We start from the raw sequence: 17,892 nt of genomic DNA on the forward strand, positions 1-17,892 counted from the left end.
TTATTGTCGTGATCCTTTTCTATCTCAACGCCCTGCCAGTGATGGCGCAATCCGGCCCCGAGACGATCGTCAAGGATATTTACGACACCTATTCCGGCCCCGGTCAGATCGGGCTGTGGCCGTCCGATCCCGGTCCGCGCGCGATGTTCTCGGCACGGCTGCGGCCGCTCTTGGAGAAGGACTACGAGCGTGCCGAGACCGACGGCATCGGTCTCCTCGATTTCGACATCTTTGTCGACGGCCAGGATTTCGACCTGTCCGACGTCGAGATCGGCAGGGCCGCGGTGTCGGGCGACCGGGCCACGGTCGAGGCGCGGTTCCGCAACTTCGGCGAGCCGAAGCGCATCGTCTACGGCTTCGTCCGGGAAGACGGCGCCTGGAAGATCGACGAGGTGTCGTCGCCGGACGGGGAATATCCCTGGGCGCTGTCGGAGCTGCTGTCACGCTAGCGGCAGCGCAGCGGCAAGGCCGGCGGCATTCCGCCGTCGATTCCGGACAGGGCCGGACCGGGCCGGCTGCTGCCGCACCATCCTGCCGGGCAGCTTCGGGCCGACCTCGCTTGCCCTGATGCCTTGCCGCGGCGGCAGCAATCCCGTTCAAGACGCAATGGCCGGCGGCTGCTAAGGTCCGGGGCGATGGAGACGATCGAACAGGAAAGGGCGCTGTCGCTGGGCGGCCTCACCGAAGGTGAGCGTGCCGATTTCTGGCGTGCGCGCAGCCGCGGCCTGGGGGCAGGCGAGGGAATGGAGTGCCTGGCGGCACGCTTCACCACGCATCGCTACGTGCCGCACACCCACGAGACCTACGTCATCGGCACCATCGTCTCGGGGTGCGAGACCTTCGTCGTGCGCGGTGCGCGGCGCTTCGCCGGACCGGGCTCGTTCTGCGTGATCAATCCGGGCGAGGTGCACGACGGCGAACCCTATGGCGAGGGCTATGCCTACCGGATGACCTATCCGGCGGTCGGGATGGTGCGCGCCGTCGCCGAGGAAGTGACCGGGCGCAAGGTCACCGCGACGCCGTTCTTCCGGGCGCCCGACATCTACGATCCGGAGATGGCGGCGCTGTTCGTCGCCGCCCACACGGCGCTTGCGGGCGAGGACATGCTCGCCGGTGACCAGCGCTACGTGGCGATGCTCGGCATCGCGCTCATCAGGCATGCCGACATCGGCGGGCCGGCGCGGCTCGGCCGTGAGCCGGGGCCGGTGGCGCGGGCGAAGGCCTGGCTCGAGGCGCATATGGCCGAGGACGTGGACCTCGCCAGCGTCGCGGCCGTGGCGGGCCTCAGCCGCTTCCATCTGATCCGCGCGTTTCGCAAGGAAACCGGACTGACGCCGCACGCCTGGCTGACCGACCTGCGCGTGCGCCGCGCGCGGCGCCTGCTCGGCGAGGGTATCGCGCCGGCGGATGTTGCACAGGCCTGCGGCTTTGCCGACCAGAGTCATCTCACCCGCGCGTTCAAGGCGCGCGTCGGCACCACGCCGGGGCGCTTCCGTGTCGAGGTCAGGGGCGAGGCCGCTGCCCGTGCAGCCTGATCGCCGAACGCATCTCCAAACAGAATTCCGCGACGGGGTGATCGCTGTCGTTCCCGCCTGCGTCGCCGTCGTGCCGTTCGCCCTGCTGCTCGGCGCTCTGGCGCATCAGAAGGGCCTGTCGGTGCCAGAGGTCGTGCTGATGTCAGGGCTGGTGTTCGCCGGGGCCTCGCAGTTCGTCGCCCTCGATATCTGGGCCGATCCGGCGCCCTGGCTGATGGTCGCCGTCTCGGCGCTGATGATCAACTCCCGCCATCTGCTGATGGGTGCCTCGATCGCGCCGAAGATCGCGCATTTCCGCTCCGGCGCGAGCTATCTCGCCCTGTTCCTGATGGCCGACGAGGTCTGGGCCTTGTGCGAGCGCAGATCGGGCGAGCGGCCGATCGCGTTCGCCTACTGGCTGGGCGTCGCCGTCCCGCTCTATCTCAACTGGGTCGGCTGGACCGGGCTCGGCGCCGCGCTCGGCGCGGTGTTCACCGATCCGGCTGCGTTCGGCTTCGACTTCGCCTTCACCGCGATGTTCCTGACGATCATCGTCGGGCTGTGGCGTGGCCCCTCCACCGGGATTGCCATCGCCGCCAGCGCCGCAACCGCCTCGCTGGTCTACCTCACCGTCGACGGCCCCTGGTACATCGCCGCCGGCGGCATCGCCGGTGCGCTGGCCGGCGCGCTGTTCTCGCCGCGGATCGCGATGGCCGCCGCGGAGGCAGGCGAATGAGCCTCGATCCGATGACGCTCGTCGCGATCCTCGCCATGGCGATCGCCACCTACGCGACCCGCATCGGCGGATGGCTCGCAGTGCGCCGGGTGGTGCCGACGGGGCGGGCGCGGGCGGGGCTTGAAGCGGTGCCGGGAGCCGTGCTCGCTGCCGTCATCGCACCAATGGCGATCGCGACAGGCCCGGCCGAGACCCTTGCTGCGGTCATCACGGTCATCTGCAGCCTGAAGCTGCCACGCCTCGTCTGCGTGGCGATCGGCGTCGGCGCCGTGGTCGGACTACGCGCTGTGCTGGGTTAGCGCGAGCCGGCAGGTCGTCGGCCGTTTCCGCCAGCGTGGCCAGCCGGCGGTCAGGCCCTTGCCAGCGGCCGTGTCGCGGCGATCAGCCAGTCGCGGTCCTTGCCCTCGAGCAGCGGCCCGATCGTGGTGGCGACACGGGCGTGATAGGCGTCGAGCCAAGCGATCTCCGCCGGGGTCATCAGGCTGCAATCGACCAGTCGGCGGTCGATCGGGGCGAGCGTCAGCGTCTCGAAGGACAGCAGCCGCCGCTCGCCGCCCGGCACCTGCTCGGGCTCACGGACGAGTTCGAGATTCTCGATCCGGATGCCGTACTGCCCCGTGCGGTAGTAGCCCGGCTCGTTGGAGATGATCATGCCGGGCTTGAGCACCGCGTGACCGGCCTTGGCAATGCGCTGCGGCCCTTCGTGAACGGACAGGAAGCTGCCGACGCCGTGGCCTGTGCCATGGTCGAAGTCGAGCCCGGCCTGCCAGAGCGGATAGCGCGCCAGGGTATCGAGCTGGGCACCGGTCGTGCCCTCGGGAAAGCGGGCGGTGGCGATGGCGATATGTCCCTTCAGCACGAGCGTGAAATGCCGCCGCATGTCGGCGCTCGGCGTGCCGACGGCCAAGGTGCGGGTGATATCGGTGGTGCCGTCGACATACTGGCCGCCGGAATCGATCAGGAACAGGCTGTCCGGCTCGATCCTCCGATTGCTGGCGGTGGTGACCCGGTAGTGGACGATGGCGCCATTCGGCCCGGCGCCGGCGATGGTGTCGAAGGAAATCTCCTCGAGCTGCCCGGTCTGCATGCGAAACCGCTCGAGCTCGGTCGCCGCGGCGATCTCGTCGAGACGGCCGCCCGGTGCCTCGCGGTCGAACCAGGCCAGGAACCGGCACATGGCGACGCCATCGCGCAGATGCGCCGCCCGGGCGCCGGCGATCTCCGCCTCGGTCTTCGTCGCCTTGAGGATCAGACAAGGGTCCTCGGCTTCGATGATTCGAGCACCTGCGGTGGTGAGCCGGTCGGCGATGCGCCGGGCGGTGGTCTGCGGATCGAGCCTGACACTGGCGCCATGCCGGGCGATTGTCGCCAGCACTGCGTCCATCTCGTGCGGCTCGGCGATGTCGGCAATCGCTTCGACATGGGCGCGCGTCTCGTCGGTGAGCTTGCGACTGTCGATGAGCAGGGTCGGACGGTCGCTCAGCGGCACCACGGCAAAGGCGAGCGGCACCGGCGTGTGCGGCAGATCGCCACCACGGATGTTGAACAGCCAGGCGATCGCATCGGGCTGGGTCAGCACGGTCGCGTCGGCGCGTGAGCGGGCGAGTGCGGCGCGGATATCGGCGAGCTTGGCGGCCGCGCTGCGCCCGCTCAGCGACTCTGGGTGGATGCGGACGCGGCCGAGCGGCGGCGCGGGCCGGTCGGCCCACACCCTGTCGAGCGGATTGTCCTCCGTGGCGACGATCTCGGCGCCGGTCGTCCGGGCAATCTGCTCGAGGCGGCGGGCACCAGCCATCGTGTGCAGCATCGGGTCATAGCCGAGCCGGGCGCCGGCCCAGAGATGTTCCTCGAGCCACTTGTCCCAGCCGTCCTCGATCAGGTGGCGTGGCTCGAAGACCTCTGTGTCGACCTGATCGCGGACCTGCAGGGTGTAGCGGCCGTCTACGAAGATCGCGGCGCAATGCTTCAGCACGATCGCAAGTCCGGCCGAGCCGCCGAAGCCGGTCAGCCATTTCAGCCGTTCCGAGGACGGCGCGACATATTCGCCCTGGTGTTCGTCGGCGCGGGGGATGATGAACCCATCGAGGCCACGGCGCGACAGCTCAGCGCGCAGCATGGCGACTCGCTGCGCACCTCGGGACGGGTCTGCGTCTGCGTCGAAGCTCTGGAACATCATCGTTTCCTATTCGCTCACCGATCCGTGTTCAATCGCCACAGTCGTCGGGACAAGACCGGTCCATCGGCTCGCCATCCGACGCCTGCTCTGTGTTGGCGCATGAAACGCGAGCATCATCGCCCAGAATTTGCGCATGCAGAAAAGCAGGGCAGTCATGTCCTGACGGCGCTTCACAACAGGTCAGCATAGCTTACCTTTCTCTCCAGAACGGCGTTGGACGGAACCACCAGCCAACGGAGACGAACATGGCGACCACCACCACTTTCTCGCCGGCCCATGTCGGCACGGCACGGGCTCCCGGCCGCGGTCTCTTCACGCGCATCCTGCAGCACATGATCCGCGCGCGCGAGGCCGAGGCTCGGCGCCGCGTCGCGTCCGTGCTCTATACCCACAGTGACGAGACCCTGAAGACCATAGGGCTCACCCGCGAGGAACTGGCCCGCTGGCATTCCGGGGCCGCCGACCAGGAATAGAGGCAGTCCCTGCCGCTTGCGGACGGCATCGAGGCGAAGAGGCCGGTTCGCCGTTTCTCATCCTCCCTGAATCTTCTCATCCTCCCTGACTGTTGCCCCGGGCCGGCTCTCCGCCGCCCGGGTTCTTCTTGGGGCGGGGGCGGCGATTACCTGGCTTCAAGCCCCAGCGTCATCCAGCCGTCGCGCACGATACGGAACAGGACGACGCAGTCCTGCGCCCGGTAGGCCGCCTCGACTTCGCGGCGCTGCCCGACGAGCAGGCCGGACAGCACCACCGCCGCGCCCGGCGCCATCAGCGGCCTGAGGCGCGGCGCCAACGCCACCAGCGGCCTGGCGAGGATATTGGCGATCACCAGGTCGTAGGGTTGACCGGCACGCACCAGCGCGCAGTCGGCACCGTTTGCCCTCACCACCCGCACCAGCCCGGCGGCGCCGTTCTTCACCAGGTTCTCGCGCGTCGTTTCGACCGCGATCGGATCGATGTCGGTGGCGACCACCGGCACGCGCAGGGCTCGTGCGACGGCGATCGCCAGCACGCCGGTTCCGGTACCGATGTCGAGCGGGCGTCGGATTCGGCGCTGTTTCAGCAGGCGGCCAATCGCCATCAGGCAGCCGAGCGTCGTGCCGTGATGACCGGTGCCGAAGGCAAGGCCGGCCTCGATCTCGATGCCGATGGCATTGGCCGGGATGCGGTCGCGGTCGTGGCGGCCATGGACAACGAAGCGACCGGCCCGTACGGGGGGAAGCGCCTCGAGGCTCTCCTTCACCCAGTTGCGGTCGGCCAGTGCCTCGATCTCGATCGCCAGTCGGCCGGCATCGCTTGCGAGTGCGCGGGCGAGTACTGCCCGCAGAGCTGCTTCGGTGGGCTCGTCGGTGTAATAGCCTTCGGCGAACCAGCCCCGCTCGGTCTCGACCAGACCGGCGGCCGTGGTCTCCGGCTCGAGCGCCAGGCCGAGCGCATCGCAGATCAGGTCGGCCTCGGCCTCGTCGCGGGCCTTGATGCGGACGCGGTAAATGGCAGTTCTCCCGAATTGCGGCGCCAGGTGGCGCGGGCGATGGACAGGGCTGCGAATATGCCTATCGTCGCCGGCTTGTCATGGAGTTTCCGCACGAACCGCGGAGCCTGCGACGAACGGGAGACCTGCGGCCAATGGACAACGCATCGCGGCATCTGCCGGCGCCGGTCGTCGGCCCCAGCCGGCTTCTGCCGCTGCTGCTTGTCGTCGCCGCCGCCGTCGTACTCGCGACAGGGCTGGCGCTCCCGGCGGTTGAATTGCGCCGCTTCCTGATGTTCACCGAACGCCACGCGCTGATCGGCATCGTCGTGACGCTGATGCGCGACGGCGAATGGTTCCTCGGCAGTGTGCTCGGCGCGGTCTCGGTGGTGCTGCCGGCGCTCAAGCTTGCGGCGATGTCGGTGGCGGCCGCCGCGATTGCCGCCGGTCGGCGGCCGATGCCGGCGGCGATGTACTCGATCCACCATCTCGGCCGCTGGTCGATGCTGGATGTTCTGGTCGTGGCGCTGGTGGTATTTGCGGTCAAGCGATCCGGTCTGGCTGGCGCCGCCGCCTTGCCCGGAATCTCACTGTTCGCGCTGTCCGTGATGATGTCGATCGCCGCTGCCTGGCTGATCGAGTGGGAGACGCAGCGAACCTAGCAGCCTCTCATCCGACCCTTCCCAAAACAGACGGGCCGCCCGGAGGGCGGCCCTGGAAAGCGGTTCGGCGCGGCCGGGTCAGCGCGAATAGAACTCGATGACCAGGTTCGGCTCCATCATCACCGGATAGGGGACCTCGGACAGGCCCGGTACCCGGGTCAGGGTCGCCGTCAGCTTGTTATGGTCGACGTCGAGATAATCCGGCACGTCGCGCTCGGTGCTGGCGGTCGACTCGATGACGACGGCAAGCTGCTTGGAGGATTGCTTCACCTCGATCACGTCGCCGACCTTGCAGCGGTAGCTCGGGATGTTGACGCGGCGGCCGTTGACCTTGACGTGGCCGTGGCTGACGAACTGGCGTGCGGCGAAGACGGTCGGCACGAACTTGGCGCGGTAGACGATTGCATCGAGCCGGCGCTCGAGCAGCCCGATGAGGTTCTCGCTCGAGTCGCCGCGCAGGCGCAGCGCCTCGTCATAGATCTTGCGGAACTGCTTCTCGGTGATGTTGCCGTAATAGCCCTTCAGCTTCTGCTTGGCGCGCAGCTGGATGCCGAAGTCGGACGGCTTGCCCTTGCGGCGCTGGCCATGCTGGCCGGGGCCGTATTCACGACGGTTCACGGGGCTCTTCGGGCGGCCCCAGATATTCTCGCCCATGCGGCGATCGAGCTTGTGCTTCGCCTGTATGCGCTTCGACATCGCTTCTGACCTCAATATGTCCGCGAATGCGTGACGTCTCGAATATGACCCGCTCCTCCTCTGCCGTTCGAACGGCCGACAGACGCATCGGGCAGGCGCCCGGTACGCCGCGGAGGCGGAAATGCAGACGCGGACCCAACGGCCCGCGCGCGAGGTCAGATACACCCGCGGGGAGGGCGTGTCAAACCGGTGCCACGGGGACGCGTCAGACCGGTGCCGCGCGGGTCCGGTCGCTTGCCGCCCCGATGCAAAGCCTGCAAGCTGCCGCATGACAGCCCCGCGCGGAGCGAGCGCCGATGCCGCGAACGCCCACTGATGAATGCCATCTGGTTCATCGGATCGGCCGGCTGCGTGCAGCGGTGGCGGGGCCGATTGACGGAATGGTCGTTGCCGTCAGCCTGACCGTCGTGGTCGCCGACGCAGGATCGGGGCGGACGGCGATGCTGGCGCCGGTGTCCCGGTTCGGTGTCGTCGTCGAATGACCATCCAGCACCCCCGCTTTCTCGCCTTCATCGGGATCTTCGCCATCGTGACCGGCGGGGCGCTGGCATGGCTGCCGATCGAGGAAGCGGTCATCCTCGGCTTCGATGCGGCGGCGGCCGTCTTCATCGCGCTGGCGCTGCGGCTGTGGATGGTGGACGCACCGGAGGACGCCCGCGCCCGGGCTGCGCGCGACGATGGCGGACGCGTGCTGCTGATGCTGACGGCGGCGGCTGTGCTCGCGGCGATCCTGCTCGCGCTCGGCCGCATGATCCTGCAACGCAGCGGGCTCTCCCCATTGGGCTTCGGCATCGTCGTCGGCACGCTGGCGCTCGCCTGGGTATTCTCCAATCTCGTCTATGCCTACCACTACGCCCATCTCTACTACGATCAGGCGGAGGCTGGCGATGCCGGCGGGATCGTCTTTCCGGAAGGCGGCGAACCGGTGTTTGCGGATTTCGTCTATTTCGCCCTGGTGATCGGCATGACCTGCCAGACAGCCGATCTCGACATCTCGTCGCGCCGCATCCGCCGTGTCGCCACGGCGCATGGACTGTTCGCCTTCTTCTTCAATCTCGGCGTGCTCGCCCTGACGGTCAACGTCCTCTCCAGCGTGCTGTGAGATGCCATGCCAGCCGCGCAGATGATCGCCGCGATCAACGTGTCAGAGGCCAGCATGGGTCGGATGCCGATGGCGAGATGTCGTCGATCGCGGTCCCATCAGGCGGCAACCGCAGGCTGAAACCGCCGATCGACGCCCGCATGCCTGACGGCGGCATGTGTCTGCGCAACCGGCCTCATGCATGGTGGCCGGATCGAGCGCCGCCATCCTGTCGCGATATGTCATCGCGGCGGCTCAGGCCGCCGGAATGTCGATCGTCAGCTTCTCCGGTGCCGACAGTCCGAAACGGGCGAGCAGTCTGCCGAGTCTCGCGGCATCGTCCGGCAGCGCAGTGAACAGCGCCGCGCCTGGTCCCGCCGGCGTGCGCTCCGCGACGCCTCCGAGCAGACTCGCGGCCCGCCGCGCGATCGCCGGCGCCGGGTCGATCCAGTCGACCGGCCAGGGGGCAAGGCGCTCCAGTCGGTCGAGCACCAGCGGATAGTGGGTGCAGGCGAGCACCACCGTGTCGGTGCGCTTAGCCCCCTGCTTCACGAAGGCCGGGGCGATCTCCTCGACAATGGCGTCGTCCGGCACCGGCTCGCCGCGCAGCGCGGCTTCGGCGAGGCGTGCGAGCCGTGCCGCGCCGACCAGTGTCACGTCGACATGGAAGGCATAGGTGTCGATCAGCGCGCGCGTGTAGTCGCGCTTCACCGTGCCCGGCGTCGCCAGCACGCTGACCAGTCCCGAGGTTGTCCGTGCAGCGGCCGGCTTGATCGCCGGAACGGTACCGACGAAGGGAAAGGCGAACTCCGCCCTGAGCGGCGGCAGCACCAGGGTCGAGGCGGTATTGCAGGCGATCACGGCGAGATCCGGCGGGTTTTCGGCCGCGAGCCGGCGGAAGATGGCGATCGCCCTCGCGATCACCTCGGTCCCGGCAAGATCGCCATACGGAAAGCGGTCCGTATCGGCGACATAGGTGATCGCGGCATCGGGGCGGGCGGCGCGGATCTCCCTCAGCACCGAGAGGCCGCCAAGACCGGAATCGAACACGATGATCCTCGGCATCGCTTCAGGCCTTGTGTGCCCGCCGGACCTTGAGTTCGCTCAGCGCCCGGACCACGCCCCTCAGCGAGCGCACCTCCTGGTCGGTCAGTCCGGCCTTGAGGAAGATCGTCCTGAGGTTGCGGACCATCACCGGCCGCTTCTCCGGCGGATGCAGGTAGCCGGCGGCGTCGAGTTCCGACTCGAGATGCTCGAACAGCCGCATGACGTCCTCGCGGGCGGCGCGCCGTGGCAGAGCGGCGCGCGGGCGGCCGCTCTCTCCGCCGCGCGTGAGGAACCATTCGTAGCCCATCAGCAGGACCGACTGGGCGAGGTTGAGCGAGGCGAAGGCCGGATCGGTCGGGAAGGTGACGATGGCATCTGCCAGTGCCACGTCGTCGTTGCCTAGGCCGGCCCGCTCGCCACCGAACAGGATCGCCGCACTGTCGCCGCCGCCGATGCAGGCGGCAAGCTGGGCCGCCGCCTCGCGGGGGCGGAGCACCGGCTTCGCCATCTCGCGCGGCCGCGCGGTGGTGGCGAGCACCAGGCCGATGTCGGCGATCGCCGCGCGCGCGGAGTCGTAGAGACGCGCCCCGTCGATCACCCGGTCGGCACCGGAGGCAGCCGCCCGCGCCGTCTCGCTCGGCCAGCCGTCACGCGGATTGACGAGGCGCAGGTCGGCGAGGCCGAAATTCGCCATGGCGCGCGCCACCATGCCGATGTTCTCGCCGAGCTGCGGCGCGACAAGAACGATCGCGGGGGACGGGGCGACAGTCACGCCGGAATCTCCGCAGATGGTGGCGATGGCAGCTCGTCGCGCCATTGCAGCGTGACACCCATCATGCCCGGCCCTGACCGAGGCCTCGACGAGGCGTCGGTGTGGCCGCGACGCGGCTCCGTCGTTCCGAACTGCGCACCTGCTGGAACCAGGGATGAACCGCATCCGCCATCCCGGTCGGCTGCAGGTCGATCCCAGCTCGGCGCTCCGGCCGGGATGAGGCACGAGCCGGCCCTGATGCGAGGTGCGTCCCCGGCTTTGATCCCGACCGGGGGGATGCTATAGGGGCCGCAACCCACCGGCCGGCGCGCCGAACGGCGGCGCGACGGCGCATGTCCAGACCCGAACATTCCCATCCGAGGGGCCCAATCCATGGCGAAGATCAAGGTCGATAACCCGGTCGTCGAACTCGACGGCGACGAGATGACCCGTATCATCTGGCGGCTGATCAAGGACAAGCTGATCCATCCCTATCTCGACATCGACCTCAAGTACTACGACCTCGGCATCGAGAACCGCGACGCGACCGACGACAAGGTGACCATCGAGGCCGCCGAAGCCATCAAGAAGTATGGCGTCGGCGTCAAGTGCGCCACCATCACGCCAGACGAGGCGCGTGTTAAGGAATTCGGGCTGAAGGCGATGTGGAAGTCGCCGAACGGTACCATCCGCAACATCCTCGGCGGGGTGATCTTCCGCGAGCCGATCATCTGCCGCAATGTGCCGCGGCTGGTGCCGGGCTGGACAAAGCCGATCATCATCGGCCGCCACGCCTATGGCGACCAGTACCGCGCCACCGATTTCAAGGTGCCGGGCAAGGGCACGCTGACGATCTCCTTCGTCGGCGAGGACGGCTCGAGGATCGAGCACAAGGTGTTCGACTTCCCCGGCTCGGGTGTCGCGATGGCGATGTACAACCTCGACGACTCGATCCGCGATTTTGCCCGCGCGTCGATGAACTACGGGCTGGCACGCGGTTATCCGGTGTACCTCTCGACCAAGAACACCATTCTCAAGGCCTATGACGGCCGCTTCAAGGACCTGTTCCAGGAGGTGTTCGACACCGAGTTCGCCGAGGCGTTCAAGGCTAGGGGCCTCACCTATGAGCACCGGCTGATCGACGACATGGTGGCCTCGGCGCTGAAGTGGTCGGGTGGCTATGTCTGGGCGTGCAAGAACTACGACGGCGACGTGCAGTCCGACACGGTGGCACAGGGCTTCGGCTCGCTCGGCCTGATGACCTCGGTGCTGATGACGCCGGACGGGAAGACGGTGGAGGCGGAGGCCGCGCACGGCACGGTGACGCGCCATTACCGTCAGCACCAGAAGGGGCAGGAAACATCCACCAACTCGATCGCGTCGATCTTCGCATGGACGCGCGGCCTCGCCCATCGCGCCAAGCTCGACGGCAACGAGGAGCTGGCGAGGTTCGCCGCGACGCTCGAGAAGGTCTGCATCGATACGGTGGAGGCCGGCTACATGACAAAGGATCTGGCGCTGCTGGTCGGCCCCGATCAGAAATGGCTGACCACGACCGGCTTCCTCGACAAGGTCGCCGAGAACCTTCAGAAGGCGATGGGCTGAGCCTCTGGCGTCCATACCGCGATGGCGAGATCGGCATCCGCTCTGGCCTCGCGGAACGGCTGGCAGGGTAAGAGGCGCGGAGCGGGGGCTTGAGGTTCCCGCCCAGAGTCCGGACTTGATCCGACACGCGACCGACCGGCCCATCGAGGGCCGCTCGGTTGACCCATCTGCCCGTCTCTCGCGTCAAAAGCGGCGAAGGAAGCGGGTCGGCAACCGCCGAATGCTTACGGCCGCTTGTCGCCGTGGCGCGGGCAGGACCTGCCGACACTCCAAGATGTGGGGGACACCCGCTCAACCGACCTCGTAGACCGAAACCCCGGCCAATCGCCCTGCGAGGCCCGGCACCGCGGCAACGAGGCTGTCGAGGTCGTCGCTGTCGAGGACCAGCAGGCGGGTTTCCTCGATGGCGCGCACCAGCGCATGGAGATGCGGATGATCGTCCTCGCGTGTCTCGCCGAAGGCGCTGCCGGCGGCCAGGCGGCGGGTCCCCATCGCGGTCTCGATGACAATCGCGCCGGAGATCACGAAGAACACCGCGCGCGGCATCCGTCCGCGCGGAACGATCACCTGGCCGGCATCGGCGGCCCGCGCCTTCAGGCGCGGGATGATCTCCGCCAGCGTCGCCGCGTCGAGATCGGCAAACATCGGCACGCGCGCCACCATGCCCCAGGTCACCATGAAATGCCGGCGCCGGATCACCTCGATGAAGGAGGAGGCGACGATGCCGACCGGCAGCGCCAGCAGGAAGATGCCGGCGATCATGGTCAGCCCGGCGACGATCCGCCCGGCACCGCTGAGTGGCACGACGTCGCCGTAGCCGACGGTGGTGATCGTGACGACCGCCCACCACATCGCCAGCGGGATCGAGCCGAACTTGTCCGGCTGGGCGGGACCTTCCAGCTCGTACATGGCCGTGGCGAAGATCACGATGCCGCCGCACATCACCACGAAGCAGGCAAGCAGCGCGTGCCGCTCCGCGCGTACCGCCTCGAGCAGCGAGGCAAGACCAGGCGAATAGCGTGCGAGCTTGAAGAACCGCAGCAGCCGCACCAGCGCCAGCGCGCGGATGTCGGTCGGATACAGATGCATGATGGCGAAGGGCAGCAGGGCGGCCAGATCGACGATCGCCGCCGGCGACATGGCCCAGCTCAGACGCGCTTGCAGCGGGTTGCGCCCACGCAGTCGCGGGCTCTCCACGCAGCTCCACAACCGGAGCAGATACTCGCCCCCGAAGACCACGAGCGAGATCACCTCGATCATCCTGAAGTCGTAGGGAAAGGCATGGCGGAAGCGGTCGTCGGTGAGAAGGATCGCCGCAACCACGTTGACGACGATCAGTGCGACAATGCCACGGAACACCCAGGCGGTCGTCGGATCGTCCGGGTCCTCCCGCTCGAGGATGTCGTGAACCCTGCGGCGCAGCGCGTTCGGCGCGTTCATGCCTTCCCCCGGTCGGACACCGACTCGTCTGGCCGGCAGCCCTTCGGCGAGGCTTCTATCACGCCGGTGCGCGGCGGTCAGTCGAGCTGGCGCTGCACACCCGTGTCGGCGTCGCCCTGTTCCTCGTCGTCGAGCAGGCGCTCACCCTCGCGGATCGCCTTGCCGCCGATGCCGAGCAGCTCGACCGCATAGCCGGCCGCGTCCGAGAACGGCAGCAGCACCACGTCGGCGCCGAGGCGACTGAACTGCCGCATCTCGCTCAGATCGTGACAGCGCACCGCGATCCGCCCGGCGAAGCCCGCCTTGCGCAGCGAATCGATCAGCGAGATGCGGCTGTCCTGATGCGCGATACCCTTGCCGAGTGCCGGTGTCGCCACCACCACCCAGGAGGCGGTGGCCAGCGGCAGATGGGCGACGAATTCCGGATCCTCGGCATCGCCATAGATCGCATGCCGACCGTGCCGACGCCAGCGCTGCACTGCTTCCGGATCGAAATCGACGCCGAGCACGGACAGTCCCCGCGTCTGGATGGCGCGCCCGATGGCGGCGCCGTAGCGCCCCAGGCCGAACAGGATAATGTCGTAAGCCCCGACCGTCTCGTCCTCCTCGAGCGCCAGCTCGCGCACCGGGTCGCGCCGCTCCAGGAAGCCGAGCCAGGGCTCGAAGAATCGGAACAGCGGATGGGAATAGATGATCATGTAGGTGGACAGGGTGATCGTGATCAGGCCGACCAGGGTGACGAGGCCGAGCGCCTCTGGCCGCACATGGCCGATCGCCAGGCCCATCGCCATGAAGATGAGCGAGAACTCGCTGATCTGGGCGACGGTCAGACCGGCGAGGAAACCGGTGCGCTTGCGGTATCCCATGTAGCCCATGATCGCCATGACGATCAGCGGATTGCCGACGAGCACGAACACCGACAGCACAAGCGAGCCGAGCACCTGGTCGCCGAGTATGTCGAGATCGAGCCGCGAGCCGAGACCGACGAAGAAGAACAGCAGCAGGAAGTCGCGCAGGCTCGACAGCCGGGTGCCGATCGCGTCGCGGTAGGAGGTGGAGGCCAGCGCGACGCCGGCGAGGAGGCCGCCGAGTTCCTTGCCGAAGCCGAAGAAATCCCCCAGCGCAGCGAACAGCACCGCCCAGGCGAGCGAGAACGTGACCAGCAGTTCGGGCACCCGCGCGACGAGCCGGACCAGCCGCTCGGCCAGGTAGCGCGAGAACAGCAGTACCAGCCCGACCATCACCACGCCACTGGCGATGACGCCGACGATGCCGAGGCCGGACGGACTGTCGCCGGCGCCGACTCCGATCGCCGACAGCGCCACCATCGCCACGACGACGGCGATGTCCTGGACGATCAGGAAGCCGAGCGCGATGCGGCCATGCAGTGAATCGAGCTCGCGCTTGTCGGACAACAGCTTGACGATGATGATCGTCGAGGAGAAGGTCAGCGCCACCGCAACATAGACGCTGGTCAGGGCGTCGAGCCCGAGCGCGAGGCAGATCAGAAAGCCGACGACCGAGGTGAAGATCACCTGGCCGAGCCCGGTCGCCAGCGCCACGCCGCCGAGATTGCGGATGATCGTCAGGTCGAGTTTCAGCCCGACGAGGAACAGCAGCGCGGCGATGCCGATCTCGGCCAGGAGGTCGATATGCTCGGCGGAATGGACGACGCCGAGAACGTCGCCGCCGACGATGATGCCGGTGGCGATGAAGGCAACGATCAGCGGCTGGCGCAGCAGCAGGCCGACGATGCCCACGGCGGCCGCAACCGCCAGAAGCAGTGCCAGCTCGTGGAACACGTATCCCTCGCCAAGTTCCGGCATCATCGCTCCCCGCCCGGTGTCGCCCCCCTACATAGCCGTCGGCGCATTGGCGCGGGAAGTCGGAACAGGCCTCGATGGACGCGCAAGGCCGCTCGACACCCAGATCCGACCGCGGCGCAGCGCCGTATCCCGGCCATCGAAGATCGGATGACTTGCGCAGCAGGAACGGTTCCCGTGAAGGTCCTGGCAGCAGTACTGATCCTCAGTTCCGGCGGATGGCTGTGGCTGCCCGGCGTGGCACAGGCGTCGGCCTGCAAGGCCGGCGAGACGCGCTTCAGGAACGGCATCTTCTGGACCTGCGTCTGTACGACGTCGGGCGGCCAGACGTCCTGCGGCTGGACGGCGGACTGACTGGCTTGGCAGCCGGTCTAGTCCGGACGAGGCGGTCCCGCGTGGCGAAGCGGGCTGCGTGTCAATGGATGATCGCCGATACGGGGATGTCGATCCTGAAGCGCAGTCCGGCAGGGTTCCAGTCCTGCTCGATGCGGGCGCCGAGCTGGCCGGCGGCGACCCGCTGCGACAGCTGGCTGCCGAAGCCGCTTTGCGCGGGCGCGGCCGCGATGCGCGGCCCGTTCTCTTCGAGCCAGTTCATCCGGAAGGTATCGCCGTCCGCTTCGCAGTTGATGCGGAGTTTGCCGCCGGGCACCGACAGCGCGCCATACTTGACCGCATTGGTCGCCAGCTCGTGAATGACCAGCGCCATGGCGGTCGCCGCACGCGGGCCGATCGGCACGTCGCCGCCATCGACCGATATCCGGCCATCGCCGTCGATCTGATAGGGCTTCAGCAGGGCCGCGATCAGCCCATGCACGTTGGCGGCCTCCGGCGCGGCGGATTCCGGGCCGTGCGGACGCACATAATCGTGTGCGCGGCCGAGTGCGGCGATGCGGGCGCGGATCGTGTCGGCGAAGTCCCGCGCCTGCGGAAAGCCGCGCGCGGTGATCGAGATGATGCCGCCGATCACCGCGAAGATGTTCTTGATCCGGTGCGACAGCTCGTGCGCGATCAGCTCTCGCTGTTCCTCGGCGGTCTTCAGGTCATGCACGTCCGTGCAGGTGCCGTACCAGCGCACGATGCGTCCGTCGGCGCCGCGCACCGGCTGGGCGCGGCCGATCACCCAGCGATACTGTCCCGAGCGATGGCGCAGCCGGTACTCGATATGATACGGCTCGCCGGTCGCCAGCGAATGGCGCCAGACTGCCCAGGCCCGTTCCTGGTCCTCTGGATGGAACATGCCGTTCCAGGCCTCGCCATCGGTCGAACCCGGCGGGACGCCGGTGAATTCGTACCATCGGGCGTTGTAGTAGTCGTGATAGCCGTCCGGCCGTGTCGACCAGATCATCTGATCGATCGAATTGACGATCGCCTCGAGCCGCCTCTGGCTGTCGACCTCGGGGGTGTCACTGCCCTCCAGCGCCGCCATTGCCCGCTTGCGCTCGGAAATGTCGCGCGAACTGCTGACCATGCGCAGCGCCTTGCCGCGCGCGTCGAGGATCGGTGCGACGGACACGTCCCACCACTTCGGCGCGCCCTTCGCGGTCGGACAGAACGCCTCGAACCGGCTCGCGATCCCCTGGCGTGCCGCCTCCACGGCGCCGCGCACCAGCGCGGCGGCATCAGCCGGCCACAGCTCCCACCACAGCCTGTCGGCAACGTCGGTGAAGTCGTCGATCTCCATGAGGCACAGGCCGCCAGCATTCATGTAGCTGAGCCGGCCGTCGAGCTCGACGACCTTGATGCAGTCGCGCGAGGCATCGAGCACCGAGCGGAAGAAGGTCGGGTCGCAGGCCAGCAACATGGACATTCCAGACGTGCGCCGCCGGACCCGGGCCCGGGGCTGAGGTTTCGGACAAAGAGGAACCGGCGGTGGCGTGCCGGCGACGGGCGAGGGCGGGCGCCGGCCTCGTGCGCGTGGCGCACTCCCCCCGGGTCGGCTCTCGCTGCTTCCCGTCCATCTGCCCAAGAAGCCCTTGTGCATCCGCGCCGGGCTGAATTCTGCGCGCGATGTGACTCCCAGTATACATGGAATGTCGGGTTTGTCTGTCCACTAGTGAACGATTTCCGCCGCTGCTCGTTTCCCCGCGGTACGATTCTCGCGGGACGGTTTGCAATGCAGCGACGCATCAACCAGTTGGAGACGGACTCGTCGGCAAGCAATCTCCTGCGCTGTCTGGCCGATGCGGATGTCGATCTGTTGCGCCCGGGCCTCGAGACCTGGCAGGGCAGCGCCGGCGACGTGCTCTATCGGCCGGGCGACGTGGTGCGCTTCGTCTACTTTCCCTGCGGGCCGAGCCTGGTCTCGTTCCGCATCGAACTGGCGGACGGCCGCGCTGTCGAGACGGCGCTGGTCGGGCGAGAGGGCGCCGTCGGCGGCATCGTCAGCCGCGGCAGGCTGCCGGCCTATGCGCGTGCCGAGGTGCAATCGGGTGGCAGTTTCCTGCGCATGCTGACGGTTGATCTCGAGGAGGCGAAGATGCGCTCACCGACCTTGCGGCACTTCTTCGCCCGTTACGCCGACTGCCTGCTGGCGCAGGTATTCCAGACCACAGCCTGCAATGCCGGCCACAGCATCGAGCAGCGCACCGCCAAATGGATCCTCGCAGCGATCGACCGGACGGGCGATCACGAAATCCCGCTCACCCAGGACCAGCTCGCGGGCATGCTCGGCGTCGGCCGCAGCTACATCAGCCGCGTGCTCTCGGCCCTCAAGGCACGCGCCATCCTGACGCCGCGGCGGGGGCGACTGATCGTCAGTGACATGCATGGCCTGAAGATGCTGTCATGCGACTGCAACGACATGGTGCGGCGGCATTTCGACGAGGTTCTCGCCGGCGTCTATCCCCGCGGCGACGACGCCGCGCCGGCGCATTCCGACTGTTCCGGCTGAAGC

General features: G+C 68.0%; 18 protein-coding genes. 10 read left to right on the forward strand and 8 right to left on the reverse strand.

Annotation, left to right across the window (positions count from 1 at the left end):
• The first annotated feature begins 8 nt into the window (after positions 1-8).
• From EDC22_RS01870 to EDC22_RS01885, 4 genes are all read left to right on the forward strand, one after another.
• Complete coding sequence (locus EDC22_RS01870; protein ID WP_165926749.1) at positions 9-449, forward strand: DUF3828 domain-containing protein; 441 nt, start codon at positions 9-11, stop codon at positions 447-449.
• A gap of 186 nt (positions 450-635) precedes the next feature.
• Positions 636-1,535 carry an AraC family transcriptional regulator gene (locus EDC22_RS01875; RefSeq protein WP_132804895.1) on the forward strand — a complete coding sequence of 300 codons (900 nt, stop codon included), beginning with the start codon at positions 636-638 and terminating at the stop codon, positions 1,533-1,535.
• 37 nt (positions 1,536-1,572) lie between these two features.
• Positions 1,573-2,250, forward strand: a complete 678-nt coding sequence (locus EDC22_RS01880) for an AzlC family ABC transporter permease (RefSeq protein WP_165926730.1) — start codon at positions 1,573-1,575, stop codon at positions 2,248-2,250.
• Entirely contained in the window at positions 2,247-2,549 is a 303-nt protein-coding gene (locus tag EDC22_RS01885; RefSeq protein ID WP_132804897.1) for an AzlD family protein, read from the forward strand. The genes EDC22_RS01880 and EDC22_RS01885 overlap by 4 nt, the downstream gene beginning before the upstream one ends.
• A 50-nt stretch (positions 2,550-2,599) precedes the next feature.
• On the opposite strand, the gene EDC22_RS01890 is transcribed toward EDC22_RS01885, so the two are convergent.
• Positions 2,600-4,423 carry an aminopeptidase P family protein gene (locus tag EDC22_RS01890; RefSeq protein ID WP_132804898.1) on the reverse strand — a complete coding sequence of 608 codons (1,824 nt, stop codon included), beginning with the start codon at positions 4,421-4,423 and terminating at the stop codon, positions 2,600-2,602.
• A 248-nt stretch (positions 4,424-4,671) separates the two neighbouring features.
• Here EDC22_RS01890 and EDC22_RS01895 point away from each other — a divergent pair, with 248 nt between their 5' ends.
• Positions 4,672-4,899, forward strand: coding sequence for a hypothetical protein (locus EDC22_RS01895; RefSeq protein ID WP_132804899.1), 228 nt, complete (start codon positions 4,672-4,674; stop codon positions 4,897-4,899).
• 146 nt (positions 4,900-5,045) lie between these two features.
• Here the strand turns inward: EDC22_RS01895 and EDC22_RS01900 are convergent, their stop codons facing one another.
• Entirely contained in the window at positions 5,046-5,972 is a 927-nt protein-coding gene (locus tag EDC22_RS01900; protein ID WP_132804900.1) for a 50S ribosomal protein L11 methyltransferase, read from the reverse strand.
• Between the two features lie 77 nt (positions 5,973-6,049).
• On the opposite strand from EDC22_RS01900, the gene EDC22_RS01905 reads away from it, so the two are divergent.
• Positions 6,050-6,556 (forward strand): paraquat-inducible protein A, encoded by a 507-nt coding sequence (locus EDC22_RS01905; protein ID WP_165926750.1) that lies wholly within the window; start codon positions 6,050-6,052, stop codon positions 6,554-6,556.
• 78 nt (positions 6,557-6,634) lie between these two features.
• Here EDC22_RS01905 and rpsD read toward each other — a convergent pair whose 3' ends face one another.
• Positions 6,635-7,252, reverse strand: a complete 618-nt coding sequence (gene rpsD / locus EDC22_RS01910) for a 30S ribosomal protein S4 (protein ID WP_132804902.1) — start codon at positions 7,250-7,252, stop codon at positions 6,635-6,637.
• A 478-nt stretch (positions 7,253-7,730) separates the two neighbouring features.
• Here rpsD and EDC22_RS01915 point away from each other — a divergent pair, with 478 nt between their 5' ends.
• A complete protein-coding gene (locus EDC22_RS01915; protein ID WP_132804903.1) occupies positions 7,731-8,354 on the forward strand; it encodes a DUF1345 domain-containing protein in 624 nt (207 codons plus the stop codon).
• A gap of 234 nt (positions 8,355-8,588) precedes the next feature.
• Here EDC22_RS01915 and murI read toward each other — a convergent pair whose 3' ends face one another.
• Positions 8,589-9,398 (reverse strand): glutamate racemase, encoded by an 810-nt coding sequence (murI, locus tag EDC22_RS01920; protein WP_132804904.1) that lies wholly within the window; start codon positions 9,396-9,398, stop codon positions 8,589-8,591.
• Positions 9,399-9,402: 4 nt separating this feature from the next.
• Complete coding sequence (locus tag EDC22_RS01925; RefSeq protein ID WP_245499579.1) at positions 9,403-10,152, reverse strand: RNA methyltransferase; 750 nt, start codon at positions 10,150-10,152, stop codon at positions 9,403-9,405.
• A 372-nt stretch (positions 10,153-10,524) separates the two neighbouring features.
• Here EDC22_RS01925 and EDC22_RS01930 point away from each other — a divergent pair, with 372 nt between their 5' ends.
• Positions 10,525-11,736, forward strand: a complete 1,212-nt coding sequence (locus EDC22_RS01930; RefSeq protein ID WP_132804906.1) for an NADP-dependent isocitrate dehydrogenase — start codon at positions 10,525-10,527, stop codon at positions 11,734-11,736.
• Between the two features lie 291 nt (positions 11,737-12,027).
• On the opposite strand, the gene EDC22_RS01935 is transcribed toward EDC22_RS01930, so the two are convergent.
• Positions 12,028-13,176: a cyclic nucleotide-gated ion channel gene (locus EDC22_RS01935; protein WP_132804907.1), complete on the reverse strand. Its 1,149-nt coding sequence runs from the start codon at positions 13,174-13,176 to the stop codon at positions 12,028-12,030.
• Positions 13,177-13,253: 77 nt separating this feature from the next.
• Positions 13,254-15,002: a cation:proton antiporter gene (locus EDC22_RS01940; protein ID WP_132804908.1), complete on the reverse strand. Its 1,749-nt coding sequence runs from the start codon at positions 15,000-15,002 to the stop codon at positions 13,254-13,256.
• 174 nt (positions 15,003-15,176) lie between these two features.
• Between EDC22_RS01940 and EDC22_RS17850 the strand changes: the two genes are divergently transcribed.
• Positions 15,177-15,353, forward strand: coding sequence for a hypothetical protein (locus EDC22_RS17850; RefSeq protein WP_165926751.1), 177 nt, complete (start codon positions 15,177-15,179; stop codon positions 15,351-15,353).
• A 61-nt stretch (positions 15,354-15,414) separates the two neighbouring features.
• On the opposite strand, the gene EDC22_RS01945 is transcribed toward EDC22_RS17850, so the two are convergent.
• The gene (locus tag EDC22_RS01945) at positions 15,415-16,806 is read right to left on the reverse strand and encodes a sensor histidine kinase (RefSeq protein WP_207903666.1); all 1,392 of its coding nucleotides are present in this window, start codon (positions 16,804-16,806) and stop codon (positions 15,415-15,417) included.
• Between the two features lie 306 nt (positions 16,807-17,112).
• On the opposite strand from EDC22_RS01945, the gene EDC22_RS01950 reads away from it, so the two are divergent.
• Positions 17,113-17,889 carry a Crp/Fnr family transcriptional regulator gene (locus EDC22_RS01950; protein ID WP_132804909.1) on the forward strand — a complete coding sequence of 259 codons (777 nt, stop codon included), beginning with the start codon at positions 17,113-17,115 and terminating at the stop codon, positions 17,887-17,889.
• The last annotated feature ends 3 nt before the right edge of the window (positions 17,890-17,892 follow it).

Origin of the sequence: Tepidamorphus gemmatus (assembly GCF_004346195.1) — a bacterium.
Lineage (GTDB): Bacteria > Pseudomonadota > Alphaproteobacteria > Rhizobiales > Tepidamorphaceae > Tepidamorphus > Tepidamorphus gemmatus.

Coding starts and splice junctions, on each gene's coding strand:
- EDC22_RS01905 (WP_165926750.1), top strand. CDS start 6,050: ATGGACAACGCATCGCGGCATCTGCCGGCGCCGGTCGTCGGCCCCAGC.
- EDC22_RS01890 (WP_132804898.1), bottom strand. CDS start 4,423: ATGTTCCAGAGCTTCGACGCAGACGCAGACCCGTCCCGAGGTGCGCAG.
- murI (WP_132804904.1), bottom strand. CDS start 9,398: ATGCCGAGGATCATCGTGTTCGATTCCGGTCTTGGCGGCCTCTCGGTG.
- EDC22_RS01895 (WP_132804899.1), top strand. CDS start 4,672: ATGGCGACCACCACCACTTTCTCGCCGGCCCATGTCGGCACGGCACGG.
- EDC22_RS01915 (WP_132804903.1), top strand. CDS start 7,731: ATGACCATCCAGCACCCCCGCTTTCTCGCCTTCATCGGGATCTTCGCC.
- EDC22_RS01940 (WP_132804908.1), bottom strand. CDS start 15,002: ATGCCGGAACTTGGCGAGGGATACGTGTTCCACGAGCTGGCACTGCTT.
- rpsD (WP_132804902.1), bottom strand. CDS start 7,252: ATGTCGAAGCGCATACAGGCGAAGCACAAGCTCGATCGCCGCATGGGC.
- EDC22_RS01945 (WP_207903666.1), bottom strand. CDS start 16,806: ATGTCCATGTTGCTGGCCTGCGACCCGACCTTCTTCCGCTCGGTGCTC.
- EDC22_RS01950 (WP_132804909.1), top strand. CDS start 17,113: ATGCAGCGACGCATCAACCAGTTGGAGACGGACTCGTCGGCAAGCAAT.
- EDC22_RS01930 (WP_132804906.1), top strand. CDS start 10,525: ATGGCGAAGATCAAGGTCGATAACCCGGTCGTCGAACTCGACGGCGAC.
- EDC22_RS01875 (WP_132804895.1), top strand. CDS start 636: ATGGAGACGATCGAACAGGAAAGGGCGCTGTCGCTGGGCGGCCTCACC.
- EDC22_RS01935 (WP_132804907.1), bottom strand. CDS start 13,176: ATGAACGCGCCGAACGCGCTGCGCCGCAGGGTTCACGACATCCTCGAG.
- EDC22_RS01885 (WP_132804897.1), top strand. CDS start 2,247: ATGAGCCTCGATCCGATGACGCTCGTCGCGATCCTCGCCATGGCGATC.